The sequence below is a fragment of the Paenibacillus sp. MAHUQ-63 genome, assembly GCF_028765165.1.
Lineage (GTDB): Bacteria > Bacillota > Bacilli > Paenibacillales > NBRC-103111 > Paenibacillus_E.
The window spans coordinates 1410431-1426653 of sequence record NZ_JARADB010000002.1; the positions used below are offsets into that span (position 1 = coordinate 1410431).

16 protein-coding genes are annotated in these 16223 nt (G+C 51.2%); 15 read left to right on the top strand and 1 reads right to left on the bottom strand.

Going from position 1 to position 16223, the window contains the following annotated elements; translation table 11 throughout:
• Positions 1-28: 28 nt before the first annotated feature.
• The 4 genes from PUT07_RS14670 to PUT07_RS14685 all read left to right on the top strand — a co-directional run bounded on the left by PUT07_RS14670 (position 29) and on the right by PUT07_RS14685 (position 3756).
• On the top strand, positions 29-865 hold the full coding sequence (locus PUT07_RS14670) for a hypothetical protein (protein WP_274468885.1): 837 nt from the start codon (positions 29-31) through the stop codon (positions 863-865).
• 287 nt (positions 866-1152) lie between these two features.
• Positions 1153-1539, top strand: coding sequence for a hypothetical protein (locus PUT07_RS35615; protein ID WP_379239663.1), 387 nt, complete (start codon positions 1153-1155; stop codon positions 1537-1539).
• Between the two features lie 71 nt (positions 1540-1610).
• Positions 1611-2972, top strand: coding sequence for a glucarate dehydratase (gene gudD, locus PUT07_RS14680; protein WP_274468888.1), 1362 nt, complete (start codon positions 1611-1613; stop codon positions 2970-2972).
• 76 nt (positions 2973-3048) lie between these two features.
• Positions 3049-3756: a FadR/GntR family transcriptional regulator gene (locus PUT07_RS14685; protein ID WP_274468890.1), complete on the top strand. Its 708-nt coding sequence runs from the start codon at positions 3049-3051 to the stop codon at positions 3754-3756.
• Positions 3757-3844: 88 nt separating this feature from the next.
• Here the strand turns inward: PUT07_RS14685 and PUT07_RS14690 are convergent, their stop codons facing one another.
• Positions 3845-5047, bottom strand: coding sequence for an ROK family transcriptional regulator (locus tag PUT07_RS14690; protein WP_274468891.1), 1203 nt, complete (start codon positions 5045-5047; stop codon positions 3845-3847).
• 225 nt (positions 5048-5272) lie between these two features.
• On the opposite strand from PUT07_RS14690, the gene PUT07_RS14695 reads away from it, so the two are divergent.
• From PUT07_RS14695 to PUT07_RS14745, 11 genes are all read left to right on the top strand, one after another.
• A complete protein-coding gene (locus PUT07_RS14695; RefSeq protein WP_274468892.1) occupies positions 5273-6214 on the top strand; it encodes a sugar phosphate isomerase/epimerase family protein in 942 nt (313 codons plus the stop codon).
• Between the two features lies 1 nt (position 6215).
• Positions 6216-7016 carry a sugar phosphate isomerase/epimerase family protein gene (locus PUT07_RS14700; RefSeq protein ID WP_274468893.1) on the top strand — a complete coding sequence of 267 codons (801 nt, stop codon included), beginning with the start codon at positions 6216-6218 and terminating at the stop codon, positions 7014-7016.
• Between the two features lie 43 nt (positions 7017-7059).
• On the top strand, positions 7060-8025 hold the full coding sequence (locus PUT07_RS14705; protein WP_274468894.1) for an ABC transporter permease: 966 nt from the start codon (positions 7060-7062) through the stop codon (positions 8023-8025).
• Positions 8026-8048: 23 nt separating this feature from the next.
• Entirely contained in the window at positions 8049-8930 is an 882-nt protein-coding gene (locus tag PUT07_RS14710; protein ID WP_274468895.1) for a carbohydrate ABC transporter permease, read from the top strand.
• Between the two features lie 49 nt (positions 8931-8979).
• Positions 8980-10488 (top strand): extracellular solute-binding protein, encoded by a 1509-nt coding sequence (locus PUT07_RS14715; RefSeq protein WP_274468897.1) that lies wholly within the window; start codon positions 8980-8982, stop codon positions 10486-10488.
• 23 nt (positions 10489-10511) lie between these two features.
• Positions 10512-11543, top strand: a complete 1032-nt coding sequence (locus PUT07_RS14720; RefSeq protein ID WP_274468899.1) for a Gfo/Idh/MocA family protein — start codon at positions 10512-10514, stop codon at positions 11541-11543.
• Between the two features lie 27 nt (positions 11544-11570).
• Entirely contained in the window at positions 11571-12563 is a 993-nt protein-coding gene (locus PUT07_RS14725; RefSeq protein ID WP_274468900.1) for a hydroxyacid dehydrogenase, read from the top strand.
• Positions 12564-12593: 30 nt separating this feature from the next.
• Entirely contained in the window at positions 12594-13625 is a 1032-nt protein-coding gene (locus tag PUT07_RS14730; protein WP_274468901.1) for a zinc-dependent alcohol dehydrogenase, read from the top strand.
• A 541-nt stretch (positions 13626-14166) separates the two neighbouring features.
• Positions 14167-14463 (top strand): hypothetical protein, encoded by a 297-nt coding sequence (locus tag PUT07_RS14735; RefSeq protein WP_274468902.1) that lies wholly within the window; start codon positions 14167-14169, stop codon positions 14461-14463.
• An 8-nt stretch (positions 14464-14471) separates the two neighbouring features.
• Complete coding sequence (locus PUT07_RS14740; RefSeq protein WP_274468903.1) at positions 14472-14942, top strand: type II toxin-antitoxin system VapC family toxin; 471 nt, start codon at positions 14472-14474, stop codon at positions 14940-14942.
• Between the two features lie 387 nt (positions 14943-15329).
• Positions 15330-16175 carry an alpha/beta fold hydrolase gene (locus tag PUT07_RS14745; protein ID WP_274468904.1) on the top strand — a complete coding sequence of 282 codons (846 nt, stop codon included), beginning with the start codon at positions 15330-15332 and terminating at the stop codon, positions 16173-16175.
• Positions 16176-16223 lie beyond the last annotated feature (48 nt).

Consider the following 16223-nt stretch of genomic DNA (forward strand, 5'->3'; position numbering starts at 1 on the left):
GACTCCAATGGAAAAGGGTGGGACACGGGTGGAGCAATCACTATTGCATGCGATGGAGCAGTTCATTGCGGACTTGCAGCAGAAAGAAGCGGCAGCTGTTTATACGATTCGGGATGATGCGATGAACGCCATTAAAAAAGCGAAGAACTTGGATACGTTTTTACACGATATGATCAATCTGGTTCAAGGCAGCGGCGGAATCGATCTGATATCGATAATCCGAAGAGAGTTTGGCATTAGTAAAGATATCATGCAGCATTTTGACCGATTGGCGCGGCATAGCAAAGAGCAATTCGAGGAAGCGCTGCATGATGCGATCGACCGGGCGGAGATCCGTGCAGGTAAGCAGGGCATGTTTTTCGCAGCATCACCCGATAAGCAGGAACGTGCGGATGCCCTCCGTTTGTTGAAGGATATCGCGCATGCGGCGGTCAAGATACAGTTTCACCGGAAGTCAGAAGGCGCGGAAACGTATGTCGAACTGCTTGATAAGCTTATTCGCTTTTATGAACTTCCGCATACGTATCCGGCAGGCGATGCTGTCAACTATAAGAAATTGATTGCCTCGGATCGGCTGAATGCCATGTCGGGAAATAATGAGACGATTTCGTTGCGGTTAAGAGAGTTCGCGAAAGCATGGTATCAGCAGTCTGCGTTCACATTTTTGGAAAGCAGGGACACGTACCCGGTCTATGAAGATGTCCGTAATTATTTGTACGCCTTGAACGAAGATCAGCTGAACCGCTTGCGAACGGATTTCATCCGGCAAATTCGCCTTGACTTTGAAGCCGTCCAAGCGGCGAAGGATCTGCACCGGGCGGAAGCGCTGAAAAAGCAGCTGGAAGCCGTAATGAGTTGGGAATAATGACGCCAACCGGAAAAGTGAAAATGGAAATGAAACCGTAAATCCGCTAAACAGCGGATTTTTTTTATTGAGGAGCGCGAAAGGGCAAGTTGAAATGATAAATTTGGATCAGGTAGGTCTATAGTGGGAAAATTTGTAAATAAATAGAGGTGAATGTAAAATATTAGGAGGTCATTAAAATCCATATTGCTATCGCTATTTGGGCGCTGCTGGCTGCAAAGCGTTGGGGGGATTGGACAAACTTCGCAACATATTATCCTACATTACTTTTCGTCATCGCTTGCCACTTGCTTTACAAAGTATTCGCCTTCAACAATCATCACATATGGAAAATGCAAGGCGAATATTTCATTAATCACACTGGTGCCTATTTGCTGCATGTCTTCCTTATCCTTCCGATGTCTATTTTTATTTACCTTTCCACCTATCCCAGCACATGGACCAAACGTGCGATCCACGTTGTGAAATGGATATTTATCCTTATCCTCGTCGAATGGATTGGATGGAAAAATGGCCGAATTGTCTATTTCCATGGATGGAATCTCGGCTGGTCGACGCTATTTAATCTCAACATGCTGATTGTGACGCGGATCCATTATACGAATTACCTTTGGGCGCTACCTTTGGCCACGGGCTGCACGCTGTTTTTCTTATATGTCTTCGATTATCTATGATTGAAACTGCATGTAATTTGTCATACAATATTACATATAAGCAAAAATCATAATGATAGGAGAAGGTCCTTATGGAACAAGCCCCCAATATGCCAAGCGTGAACCGGCATTCCACACCGATCATTACAGATATGCAGGTCATTCCTGTTGCAGGCCACGATAGTATGCTGTTCAATCTCAGCGGCGCCCATGCTCCATTCTTCACCCGCAACCTTGTGATCTTGAAGGATAGTGCCGGCCATACCGGTGCCGGCGAAGTGCCTGGCGGAGAGAACATCCGTCAAACGCTGGAAGATGCGAGAGGGCTGGTTATCGGTCAATCAATCGGATCGTACAATAACATGCTGAAGAGGGTTCGCGAACAATTCGCCGATCGGGATACAGGAGGCCGCGGTCTGCAAACATTCGATCTGCGGACGACGATCCATGCGGTTACGGCTCTGGAAGCTGCGCTGCTCGATCTCTTAGGCCAATTTCTTGGCGTCCCGGTTGCCGCATTGCTGGGGGAAGGCCAGCAGCGTGAACAAGTAGAGATGCTGGGTTACCTGTTCTATATCGGTGACCGGAAACGCACGAATTTGCCTTACCTGAGCGCGCCGGATGCGGAGGATGAGTGGCTGCGACTGCGTCATGAGGAAGCGCTTACAAGCGAAGCGGTTGTGAAGCTGGCCGAAGCGGCTTATCAACGCTACGGCTTTCAAGACTTTAAGCTCAAAGGCGGCGTACTCCGTGGCGAGGAGGAGATCGAAGCCGTTACCGCATTGGCGGAACGTTTCCCGCAAGCCAGAATTACACTGGACCCTAACGGCGCTTGGCCATTGGCGGATGCGATTCGCTTATGCCGTGATCAGCGCCATGTATTAGCCTATGCCGAAGATCCATGCGGCGCAGAGAACGGTTATTCGGGCCGCGAAATCATGGCCGAGTTCCGGCGCGAGACAGGTCTGCCTACCGCAACGAACATGATCGCAACCGATTGGCGCCAGATGGGCCACACCATTCAACTGCAAGCTGTCGATATCCCGCTGGCCGATCCGCATTTCTGGACCATGCAAGGGTCCATCCGGGTTGCGCAGATGTGTCACGAATGGGGATTGACGTGGGGTTCTCATTCGAACAATCATTTCGATATTTCACTTGCGATGTTCACGCACGTTGCCGCTGCAGCCCCAGGCCGGATTACAGCTATCGATACGCACTGGATCTGGCAGGACGGGCAGCATTTGACCAAAGAACCTCTGCGAATTGCTGGAGGCAGGGTGGACGTGCCGAGCAAGCCGGGGCTTGGCATTGAACTGGATATGGCGGCTATTGAGAACGCGCATCAGCTTTACAAGGAGTATGGTCTGGGTGCGCGCGATGACGCGATTGCGATGCAATTTTACATACCGAATTGGACATTCGATCACAAGCGTCCTTGTCTGGTGAGGTAAGCGCAGGTTGTTATTTGCCATCATTTGTCTTACAATATGGAAAACTTGTTGTGGCACATAAGGGAGAAGACCATAGGTGGAAGCGTATAAAGGAAACGTAGAAGTAGAGTCGGTGAAGCGAAATACATTATCCAAGCAAGTGGTGGAGCGTATCGTACAACTGCTTAACAGCGGCCAGCTCAAGCCTGGAGATAAGCTGCCCACCGAGATGGAGCTTATCCATATGCTGGGCGTCAGCCGGCCGGTCCTGCGTGAAGCGCTGAGCTCGCTGGAAACGATGGAAGTCATTACCCGGAAGACTCGCGGCGGCACTTATTTTAACGATAAGATCGGGAGCAAGCCTTATTCCGTCATGCTGTCGTTAGCGGCAGGCAATCTTCCTGCAGTGATCGAGGCGCGCATGGCGCTGGAATTGGGGCTCGTCACCATGGCCGCCGAGAAAATAACGGATGAACAGCTGCAGCGTTTGAAGCTTACGATTGACGCCATCGCGAACAGCGTGGATGACGACTACGGCGAAATCGACAAGGAATTTCATCTCATCATTGCTATGAGCGCTAACAATCCGATTATTGAAGGCATGATTGATTCCCTCTTAATGATGTACGACAGGATGAATACGCAGATCAAATACCGGGAACGCGATGTGACGGTCCGGTTTCATACGGCTATTTATCATGCGCTGGTTAACCGCGATCCGCACGAGGCATTTACGCAGATGTACCGGCATTTGAGTTATGCGCGGGATAAAATTTTGAAATCGCATGAGCTGGGAAATGAATAATAAGGCAACATTCAAAAAAAGTAACGACAGGCAGTCGTTACTTTTTTTGTGCTTTGTGATATTCAGCTGCGCATGAGTATGATAGGGTTCATTGAATCATCGTATACGAAAAATGTTTGTCCAGCGCAAAGTTGATCGCTCCCAGCGCTCCACCGATTTCCCCTAATACCGCAGTGTGCAGCGAAATGCCGGAAGAGAGGGCGGACATGGAACGCTGCCGCATTACTTTTGCAGCAATATTGACATAAGTGTCGCACGAGGTTGGAATGGATCCGCCGAGTATGATCGCTTCCGGATTCAATAAATTGACGAGGTTCGCCAGCGCGATGCCGAGGTAGGTGGCGGCATGGGTGACGATGCGGATGGCGAGCTCATCGCCCTCATCCGCCGCTCTGCACACATCGCCGGCTTGCAGGAGCTGCAGATCGTTGCCGGGGATGACCCGGTTCAACGAACTGCCTTCCGCTCCGGCACGCAGCAATCTGCGGGCTTCCTGGACGATGGCGGGGGCTGTCGCGTACAGGTGGAGACAGCCGTTATTGCCGCAAGGGCAGACCGGACCATCCGGTTCCACGGTAATATGCCCGAGCTCACCGGCGCCTCCGAAGGAGCCGGATACGAGCTGGCGCTCGTTGAAGATCCCGGCCGCGATGCCCGAACCGACCCCGACATAGATCATATGCGCATAGTCCCGTCCGGAGCCAAACCGGCATTCCGCAAGTCCGCGGGCGCGGTGCCGGTTCATGGCGACCGCAGGCCAGCCGAACGCTTTGGTGACCATCTCTTCAATCTCAACATTCGCCCAGCCTAAATCCGCCGCACTCTTAATAATCCCTTTCTTCGTATCAACCAGACCGGGCACGCTGAGGCCGATCATTTGAATCAGCTCATGGCCGGATGTTTTGGCGGCACCGCCAATATGTTCGATCAGTTCTTGAACCGCGGTTTCCGGCCGCGGGGAGCTTACCGGAATTTTGCTCATCTCCAGTACGTTCCCCAGCAAATCAAACATGCCTAGCGTCCAGATCTGATTGTCCAGATCCGCTCCGAGGATGGCATGTGAGCCCGGAACGAGCTCTAGGGCAATGGCGGGGCGGCCGCCTGTGGACGGCGCTTTCTCGGTTTCCTGGACGAGATTGCACTCGATCAGCTCGGAAATAGTGGATGAAATGGTCGCCCGGCTTAATTCCGTTATCTTCGTTAATTGAATTCGCGGCATGGAACCGTGCTTGCGAAGCGCTTGAATGATGCTCGTTTTACTGCCTTTTTGGTCGCTTTTGTTAGATATCATCGTTAGCTTCACCGTCGCCCTATCGTTCAGTATGTCGAATTGAATCCGTTATAACTCTAATTTAGTAAAAATTTAAACAAAGATCAAGTGAATTATCGGATTGATATTTAAAATTGAGTGATAATTCGCTTTGTTATCACCTACTTAATTTATATATTGACAAAAGTGCGAAAATTCCATTATGATATCCCCATGAAATGAAAGCGCTGTTATGGAGGGGATGTTATGAAAGCGACGATAGTACTTGGCGGCAACATGTATGACGATTCCACAATCGAGCACTTTCTGCAGGACGCTGCGGCGATCGGCTATGAGGGTGTTGAGATCCGCGGGGTAGGCGAGTTGAAGGATGGGCATATCCCTCAAGAGCGGGCGGAGCAAATCAAGGCGATGCTCGACAGCTACAAACTCACGCCGACGAACCTATCCTTGTTTGCCGGCGGATTTGCCTGCAATACGGAAGAGGAGAACGAGGAGGAAGTCCGCAAGTGGGCCCGCTATCTAGACTTCGCCGCAACGATTGGCTGCGGGATGATGCGCCTGAATCCGGGATTCGTTCATTCGGCTGAAGCGTCTAAGGCTGATTATGCCAAAGCGGTTCGCCGGTTCCAACAGTGTGCCGATATGGCCGGTGAACGGCATATTCGCGCCGTTATCGAAATGCATCACGGCACATTGTGCGATACGGCGGATGCATCGATCGCTTTCCTCGAGAGCGTAGGGCGGAGCAATGTCGGTCTGATCCTGGATCCGGTGAATCTGTATCAAGTGCCGACTGAATACGGGATATCAACCATTGAACGGTTAAAGCCTTATCTGTTCAACGTCCATATCAAGGACATCGTTGAGCTGAAGGGCTCCGAATACCCTTGGGCATTCGGATACAGCGATTATGTGCCGCATATCGGCAGGTACCATCGGGTGATCCCCAAGTCATGCAGCGAGGAAGAACGTTACTTCTGTCATCGTCTGATCAACCAGGGCGGCATTGACTGGTATGAAGTATTCCGAGGCTTAGAGCGGATCGCCTACAGCGGTTATCTCACGATCGAGAGCGTCAGTAAGCCGGGCTCGGATCTGCCTGCCCACACGGAGCTTGCCCGCCAATGCTACAACGACTTGCAGCATTTGCTGCAAATTACGGCAGATAAAGGAGTGCTACGGTGAAGTGCTGCAGAACCCAAACCCTATATCCTTCTCGCTGTTCGTGAAGCATTGGAATGACAAATCAGTGCCGGAGCTGGGTGCCTTCGTCAAAGCCGTCGGCTTCGATGGCATAGAACTGCCGATCCGCGCCGGGTTTCATGTCGAGCCTGGCACCGCGCACCGAACGCTTCCCGCACTTGCGGCACAGCTCGCACAGCAGGACATCCGCATCTTCAGCGTTGCGGCATCGCCGGAGGAACCGGTATTCGCCGCATGTGAAGAAGCTGGCGTTCCTCTTATCCGCATCATGGTAAGTATTGAATCGGACGGCTATAAGGCGACGGAGGAGAGGACGAAGCGCAAGCTGGAAGAGCTCGCTCCGCTTTGTGAGAAATATGGCGTCAAGATCGGCGTACAGCCGCACTACGGCAACTATATCAACGATTCCAACGGTGTTATGCGTTTACTCGAGAACATCCGCCCGGAATCTGCAGGCGTCGTGTGGGATGCGGCGCATGATGCCTTCGCCGGGCAGCAGCCGGAATATGGACTCGATATCGTATGGACCCATCTCGCGATGGTTAATCTGAAGAATGGCTTTTTCGTCCGCAGCAATGGACCCGAAGCCGAATCGGCGGAATGGAAGCGCCATTTCACAACAGGCAGACATGGTATGGCGCAATGGCCGCGCATCGTCCGCGTTTTGAAGGAACGGATGTATAGCGGGGTGATCTGTTTAACGGCGGAATACACGGATTTGGCTCACAAGGACCGTTACATCGCCGAAGATCTCGCGTACGCCAAGTCGCTCTGGAACGAATAACCGTTTAAGTAAGTTGATCCGATTCATGAAGGAGGTGTATCCGATGGCAGCTCAAAATGAATGGCAATTAACCGGGTTAACGCAGTCCGCACCGAAGAGCAGATTCAAGCGTGTTATGTACAGTCTCAGAAGAGATAAGTTTCTGTATGCCTTAATTGCCCCGGGCGTATTGTTCTTCCTGATTTTCAAGTATGTACCGATGTGGGGCATCATCATCGCCTTCCAAGACTACTCGCCTTATATGGGCGTCATGGGCAGCGAGTGGGTCGGTCTCGAGCATTTCATCCGCTTCTTCTCCAACCCGGATTTCTACTTGCTGTTCCGCAATACGCTGGCGATCAGCGTGCTGAATCTTGTCTTCTTTTTCCCGCTGCCGATTCTGCTGTCACTGCTGCTGAACGAGCTGCGCAATGCCGTTTATAAGAAATGGATTCAATCCATCGTCTATATGCCGCATTTCTTATCCTGGGTAATAATCGCCGGCATTACGTTCTTGCTGCTATCGCAATCGTCGGGTATTTTGAACAAAATGCTGGTCGAGCTGGGATTCCCCAAATACGACTTTCTCACGAACGAGAATAATTTCTGGGCGCTTCTGACGATCCAAAATATTTGGAAAGAAACAGGGTGGGGGACGATCATTTTCCTGGCGGCAATTGCCGGCGTAGATCCCCAGCTCTATGAGGCGGCCAAAATGGATGGGGCGAACCGCTTGCGCCAGGCTTGGCACGTCACGCTTCCTGCGATTCGCAGCGTCATCGTCGTTCTATTCATCTTAAGGCTTGGCCACATCATGGATGTGGGATTCGAGCAAGTGTTCCTGATGATGAACGGCGCCGTATCCAATGTGGCAGATGTCTTCGAAACTTACGTATACCGCATCGGTATCCAACAGGGACAATTCAGCTTTAGTACCGCTGTCGGTTTATTCAAATCCGTTATCGGATTCCTTCTAGTGATTGCCGCCAACAAGCTGGCCAAACGGTTCGGCGAAGAAGGGGTTTACTAATCTCCGGTGAAGGGGTGAGAGGAATGAAGCGAAGTCTAGGCACTCGCCTGTTCGATACGGCGAATGTGATTCTTCTGGCTATGATTGCGATCATTACACTATTCCCGCTGTACTATGTATTTGTCGTCTCTTTTACGGATCCGGTTGAGTATATCCAGAAGCAGGGTTTCATTTTATTTCCGGCACATTGGAGCTTCGATTCCTACAAATATTTGTTATCGACGTCAGCCTTCAAGAACGCGACGTTGGTCAGCGGGTTCCTGGCTACGGTCGGTACCGCGTTAAGTCTGGTCATTACTTCTGCACTTGCTTATGGCTTGTCACGAAAAAGATTGATGGGCCGCAGAGTGCTCATGCTGATGATTCTCGTTACCCTCTTGTTCAGCCCGGGCCTCATACCTCCGTACCTACTCGTTCGCGATCTGGGCTTGATCAATAGCATTTGGTCGCTGATTATCCCGGTGCTGACCAGCGGATGGTACGTGCTTCTGATGAAAAGCTTCTTCGACAGCATTCCCGTAGAGCTGGAGGAATCTGCGGTGATCGACGGCACGACGGATATCGGGGTGTTTTTCCGCATCGTCCTGCCGCTGTCGCTGCCTGCGCTTGCCGCCTTCGGATTGTTCTATGCTGTCGCGTACTGGAACACCTTCTTTCATGCGGTATTGTACATCAACGATCATGTCAAATGGCCGCTGCAGCTCGTGCTTCGCAACATGCTGATCGACTCGTCCACCCAAGCGGGGGGAACGGCGGCGGCCGAGATGATGGCGGAACAAAACATCCCTACCGAAACTTTGAAAATGGCTGCCGTCGTTATCGCTACGATACCGATCCTATGCGTTTATCCGTTCCTGCAGAAGCATTTTGCCAAAGGTGTGATGCTCGGTTCGGTGAAAGGATAATCATTAATGCCTAATAATGAGGAGGGTTACTATGAGGGGCAAGACTAGGGTGACATTACGCAGTTTGGTGCCATCGTCCGTTGCCGTCATGATGCTGACGTCAATACTTTCCGCCTGCTCCGGGACGTCCGGGTCCCAAGGTGCAAGCGGTACTGCGAAGGATGAGAAGCCGACGGAAATCAGCATTTTCACGGAGTTCAGTACGCCGGAGCCTCCGGGAGCAGACAACCCGGTGACGAAGGAATTCGAGAAACGCACGAATACGAAGCTGAACATCATGTGGACTTCACCGAATGCATGGGAGGAGAAGCAAAACGTGCTGCTTGCCTCCGGAGATATGCCGGATCTGATGAAGATCAAAGATATGAAGCAGGTTCAAGCGATCAATTTGATCAAGCAGGGAGCCTTCTGGGATTTGGGGCCTTATTTGAAAGATTACAAGAACTTGTCCGCATATCCGCAAGAAATTATGGATTTGGTGAAAGTGAACGGTAAACAGTATATTCTGCCTTCCGTTCGCCCGCTGCAAGGCGGAAGTTTCTTTAATATCCGTAAAGACTGGTTGGATAACGTCGGTTTGCCGATGCCGCAAACGATGGATGATTTCTATAACGCGCTGAAAGCTTTCACGGAGAAAGATCCGGATAAAAACGGTAAAAACGACACCTATGGGTATAACGGTAAAGATTGGGGCAAGGTTCTCGATATTTTCAACAAAAGCAACGGGAAATGGAAAGATGTGAACGGCAAGCTGGTGGATACCGATATGGAGCCAGGAACAAGAGACGGGCTTCTCTATTTGAACAAAATGTTCAAGGAGAAAATCATTCCGGAAGATTTCGCTGTCATGAAAACGACGGATTATGAGAACATGGCCAAAGCCGGCAAAGTCGGCGTTCAACCGGACACGACGGAAGGCGTCTTCCGCGCTACGGAGGGCGCGCAGAAGCTCGATCCGAAGGCCGATTTCGTCGCGATGACTTATTTGGAAGGGCCGAACGGTAAAATGGTTCACACGTCCAGCGGATTTGCCGGACTCTACTTGATCCCGAAAAAAGTGCCGGAAGCCAAAATGAAGAAAATTCTGGCGCTCATGGATTACGGCGCGTCTGAGGAAGGCTTTGAGCTCGCGTGTTATGGACTCAAGGATATTCATTTCACCGTTGTTGACGGGTTCAAAACGACGACGGAACAAGCTGTCAAGGACAGCGTTTCGCAGAGCTCGTTCGGTAAAATTTTCGAAAAATACGATCCGTACCTGTGGGCTTACCGCGTAGGCATGCCGAAAGCGATGTTCGAACGCAATAAGAAGATCGTTGACGATCGCGCCAATTATGGCATATCGGATGTTTCCATCGGCTTGATGTCCGATACCGATCTGAAAATGGGTCCTGATTTCAAAAAGAAAATGGACGATATGAAAATTAAAGTGATTATGGGGAAAGAGCCGATCGAGTCATGGGATGCCCTGGTCAAATCGATGAAAGCGGACGCGAACTATACCAAAATGGTTGAGGAGTTCAATCAAGCGTACCAGACTAGAAAAAACAGCAGATAACATAAAAGGAGTGGGGGAGTTCCATGCCAGCAAAATTAAGATTGGCTGTTGTCGGATTAGGACGCGTCTCCAAGTCACACCTTCCGGCGGTACGAGAACTGTCCGGCAAAGTTGAGCTGGCTGCGCTGGTATCGCGCGACGCTGCCAAAGCGGAGCAGGAAGCATCGCAATGGGAGGGTGTCAAGGTCTACACGTCGTATGAGGATGCGCTGCAAGATCCGAATATCGATGCTTGCCTGCTGCTGCTGCCCCATGATCTTCACGCCGAATATGCGATACAAGCGCTTCGAGCCGGCAAGCATGTGCTTGTCGAGAAGCCGATGGCGATGAATGTGCAAGAGGCTGAAGCGATGGTTGCTGCCGCCGAAGCAAGCAGCGCTGTGCTGATGATCGGGCAGAGCCGCCGATTTCATCAGCCAGTAGTTGAGTCCATACGGCGGGTCAGAGCCAATGAGATCGGCAGTCTCATTAATATCAATGCGCTGCTGCTGGCTCATATGGATAAGCCTGCTACAGATTGGTGGAAGGATGAATCCAAGATCGGCGGTTTTATTATCCCGCTCTGGGGCAGTCATATTCTGGACTATATCCTATGGGCGTACGATAAAATGCCGGTTGCGGTTTATGCGCAAGGGCTTTCGAATAATCCGAATTGGAGCGGTGAGGATGAGGTGGCGATATCGCTGAATTTCGGAGAGGGTCAAATGGCCAATCTGCTCATGTCCTTCAATGCCGGCGCGCGTGCCACCGATGAGGAAGGCTTGACAGGCAAACGGATCTGGTCGACGCAGAACAGTATCTATGACCGGTACTTGATCGGTTCCAACGGCATGATGCATCTTAAAGATGAGTACGAGCTAACGGTAAATGGGGAAAAGCAGGCGGAGTGCGAGCGCTCGAATGCGAATTTCAACTGGCAGCTGGAGGAGTTCGCCGATGCGATTCGGGAAGGGCGGGAACCGCTTGCTTCCGGTAGAGAAATCATCCGCGTGATGAAGGTGATCGACGCCTGCTTCGAATCGATGCGTACACATCAGGTCATTGCGCTTCAATAAGAGCTTGGGAAGGGTGAGGTGATTCACATGAAAAAGAAAGCGTTAGTGCTCTCGCCGGAGTCGCGCTTGAAAGAAGTATGTTCCGCCAAATGCCGGGCGCTGCTGAATGAGCATTTCGATGTAACCTGGAATGAGACCGGCAAAGATTACAGCAAGGAAGAACTGGCTGCCCTCGTTAGCGACGCAGAGGTCATCTTCACAAGCTGGGGATCGCCAAGCTTGAGCGAAGAAGCTTTGGACCGTGCGGCCAAGCTGTGCGCCGTCGGACATGCAGCCGGCACCGTGAAATCGCTCGTGCCGAAGCGGATTTTCGGCCGTGGAGTGCGGGTATTCTCTGCAGCGCCACGCATTGCCTTGAGCGTCGGCGAATATTGTCTTGCCGCACTGCTCGCTACTCTGCGGTATCTGCCGGTGCTGGACGCATCGCTCCGGAACGGCGGGTGGAGAGAGCTGGGGCTGAAAGGCAGGGAGTTGACCGGCAGCACGATCGGTATCATTTCAGCCAGCTCCACGGCTCGTGCTTTTATGAAATTGTTAGCTCCGTTCCATGTGAATGTGCTCGTCTATGACCCGTATTTGTCGGAAGAGGCGGCAGCCCGACTTCAGGTGAAACGCGCGACGCTGGAGGAGGTTATGAGCTGTTCCATCATTTCAGTGCATGCGCCCAAGGTTCCTGCCACAGACCGGATGCTGACGCGCGAGCTGTTGGCGCGCATACCCGACGGTGCCATCTTCATGAACTCGTCGCGTGCGGCCGTCGTCGAAGAGGAACCTTTCCTGCAAGAGCTGGCTAGCGGCCGGTTCTATGCCATCCTTGACGTGTTCGAGAAGGAACCGCTGCAGACCGACAGCCTTTTGCGTTCCTTGCCCAACGTATTGTTGACCCCGCATATCGCCGGGGCATCCGTGCAAGGTCATCTAAGCTTGATGGAAGAGGTCGTGCAGGATGTGATCCGTGCTTTCAATAATGAAACGACCAGCTACGAAGTAAGCGAGCGCATGTGGGAAGTCATGGCGTAAAAATGAAGATTTGCGGAAGGAGATTGCGACATGGTTAGAAAAATGTCCGTTCCGCCAATGGCATTGGTGGACGCCGAAGGGCCAGGCACCCAGCTGTGTGCTGTTATGGATGCTATCGGTGAGATTAGTGTGAAACGTGCTTTAATCCCGGAACCGAAGGAAGGCGAAATCCGGGTCAAAGTGAAATGGGTCGGCATTTGCGGAAGCGACGTCGAAGTGTTCCGTGGTGCCCGTGAGCCGGAGTTTATTTCGTACCCGACGAGGCTGGGACATGAAGTGGCGGGGGTGATCGATAAAGTCGGTCCGAATGTCATCGGCGTCAAAGAAGGCGATCATGTTGCCTTGCGTTATGTTTGGGGAGCTTTCGCCGAATATGTTTGCTGTACGCCGTTCTCCCTGAAGGTGCTGCCGAAGAGTCTGCCATTGATCGAGGGCTCCTTAATCGAAGTGCTTCCCGGCATCATTCATGCTGCGGAATTGGGAGACATTTCTCCGAATAAAAATGTATTGATTACCGGGCAAGGTGTAAGCGGTCTGGTGATGACGCAAGTGGTGAGCATGTTCTCTCCGAGAAATCTGGTGGTTACCGATTTATTCGATGAGAAGCTGGCGCTCGCGCGGAAATACGGGGCCACGCACACGTACAAAATGCCGCATGAGCACGCAAATACGATGGATATCGTCGGTGCCGATTTCCCGGATGGATTCGACGTTGTGATTCCTTGCTTACTGGAAGGCGCCGGAATGGTCGATGCGATTAACGCTGCAGCGCAGAATGGGCGCATTGTCATGTATGGCTGCATCGGCACCTGCCATGAGCCGGTCGATTTCTTCAAAGTCCACAAGAAGCGTTTGGACATTTTCTCAACGGAGCCTAAGCGGGATATCGACAACCGGCGATATTTCGATGAGGGCCTGCGGCTTGTGCTGGACGGCTTGGTCAACACCGAGGAGATGATCACGCACGTCGTCCCGCTTGCCGAGATCGCGAGGGCGTTCCAACTCAGGAACGAGCATAAAGGGGATACGATTCACGTCATGGTTGATTGTGAAGTGAAGTAGGAGAGGGGCTGCCTAGGGGCAGCTCTTTTTTAATTGAAGGGCGCTGACCGGTTATTTGAATAACAGTCAGCGCGTTAGACGTTTAACGGACATCACAGCCGTTAATGCGGCGACAAGCAGCCTGTCCGGATTCTAACGGATACCACGGCTGCTATTTGCCGTTTTTTGGCGGAAATGCCCCGATTTTGGGCAAATAGGTGCGCCTGTGTCCGTTAGAGTCGGCGAGCGGCATGGGACCGCTGAATAGCGTCGCCTGTGTCCGTTAGAATCGCTGAACGGCTGGAGCGCACCCCGGTGAGCTGTGCCCATAGGCGGCACGGCAGTTCCGCCCATCGCGCGAGGCGTTCTAACGGAGCACAGCCGTTCCGCCCATCACGAGGCGTTCTAACGGACACCACGGCTGTATAGAGGCTGCTATGCCCGGCAGCATAGGAGAGTCCCCAAGGCCGCCCTCCTAAAATGAAAATTTTGGCATACGACCCCCTGAAATCGACACGTTTCGACGAAACGATATAGGAGTTATGCAAAGGAGTGAATCACAATGGAATTAAATTACAAGCGCTTCATACAGAATCAAATCGAAAGAGCAAAGTCGACCGCTTCCGAATTCATTTCTTCCAGAAGTGAGGAACAAGAGGAAGCCTTCATAGAACTCGAATTGGAAAATTACATGGAACTAAAGACGATCGCCGATAGGCAGCACACAAGCGTGGACGCAATTGTGAATGGAATCATAGCTCAATATCTGACAAGTGATCCTTACGAACCAACTCCGATTTCGGTAGATCAAAAGGAAGATAACCCGCTTCTATATTTGGATGGCCTTTGCAAACTATAGGATAAGGAGTGCTGATTTTGGATAACCACATGAATATTCAGGATGCAATTTTTCTGGACCAAACGGCTCTAGCCGCATTAATGAATCCTGATGATCCCCGCTATGCGAAAGCTCGTTCTCTATTCCTTGATTTGCATGATCTGGAACGTAATTATGTTACGACTAATTCTATTATTTTCGAGCTGCATGAGTGGCTTCGCAATGAATACAGCTATCAGCAGGCGGAATATTTCTTGAATGCCATCGACAAAGCCGTGAGTAAGGGCCGATTGACACTCATCTCCAGCGGTCCGGAATTCGAGGGGGAATCGCGCCGGCTGCTGATCGATAGACCCGAGCTCCGGTTCTCGCTTAGTGAAGCATTCACAGCTGTGACCATGTCCTACTATCAAGTCAAACGCATTTTTACTTTTAACCGCAATTTCTTGATGCTATCCACGTTGGATAAGAACATACGCCTTATTCCTTCCAATCATTGACAGGCGAATTTAGTGTGTGTTAGCATGGTTGTAATTGATGAGGACGGAGGGGTTACGTGTGGTAAATTAATTCTTTGATTTTCTTTGCACAGTATAGGTAATAGCGGGTTAAGGCTATTTGTGTGTATAGGAATCGAAGAATGGTTTGCCTGCACGGTGACCATGTTCAGTGAACGGCGACTGGAGGACAGGACATGTTGCTGATCCCCATTTTCGAATGGACTGAACGCAGAGTGAATTGAAGCGAGCTGGAAGATCCAGACGGAGAGAGCCGGTAACGCTCTCTATCAGGGGATCGATCCGCTGGTTCAATTTATCGCTGATATCGATACTGTAAACACAGGCCAATGACCTGTGTTTTTTATTTTTCTAATGGAGGTAATGGGAATGAACGAAAGGCTGATATACAAAGACGGCATTGAAATATGTAGCGAGCATTTCGGAGATCGCAAGGATCCTGCCATTTTATTAATCATGGGAGCTCAGTCTTCGCTGATTTGGTGGGAAGAGGAATTCTGCCAGCGTCTGGCGGACGCGGGGCGTTTCGTCATTCGCTACGATAACCGTGATGTTGGGCGATCCACGACTTACGAGCCCGGGCAGCCGGACTATACTTTCGAAGATATGGCGGATGATGCGATTCGTGTGCTGGATGCTTATGAAATCGAGCAAGCACATCTCGTTGGTATGTCATTGGGCGGAATGCTGTCGCAAATGGTAGCCCTTCGGCATCCGGCGAGAGTTCGTACACTTACGTTAATCGCAACATCGAATTTTGCTGCAGGGCTTCCGCCGATGGAGGATAAGATTATTGATTTTTTCTCGAATGTGCAAGCCATAGATTGGACGGACGAAGAATCGGTCATTGATTTTGCGATTGCCAGATCCCGTATTTTAGTTGGTTCCAAGCACCCTTTTGATGAGAAGAAAGTTTATAGACTGGCCCAAGAAGACTTTAGGAGAAGCAGCCGTATGGCTAGCATCAATAATCACGGTCTGCTTGCAGGCGGTGAAGCTTATTTGGCTAGGACGGGAGAGATCGAAGCACCTGCTCTGGTTATTCACGGGACCGAAGATCCTATTATCCCATATGAGCATGGGTTGAATCTGGTTAACGAGATTCCTGGAGCGGTACTACACACATTAGAAGGCGTGGGTCATGAGATGCATGCAGATGATTGGGAGAGCATCATTGATCATATAGTCAATCATACTTTGACTACCCGCAAATAAAGATCAATCAAGGGGGCTGATGCGTAAAGCGGAGGCTCCCTTTGTCAC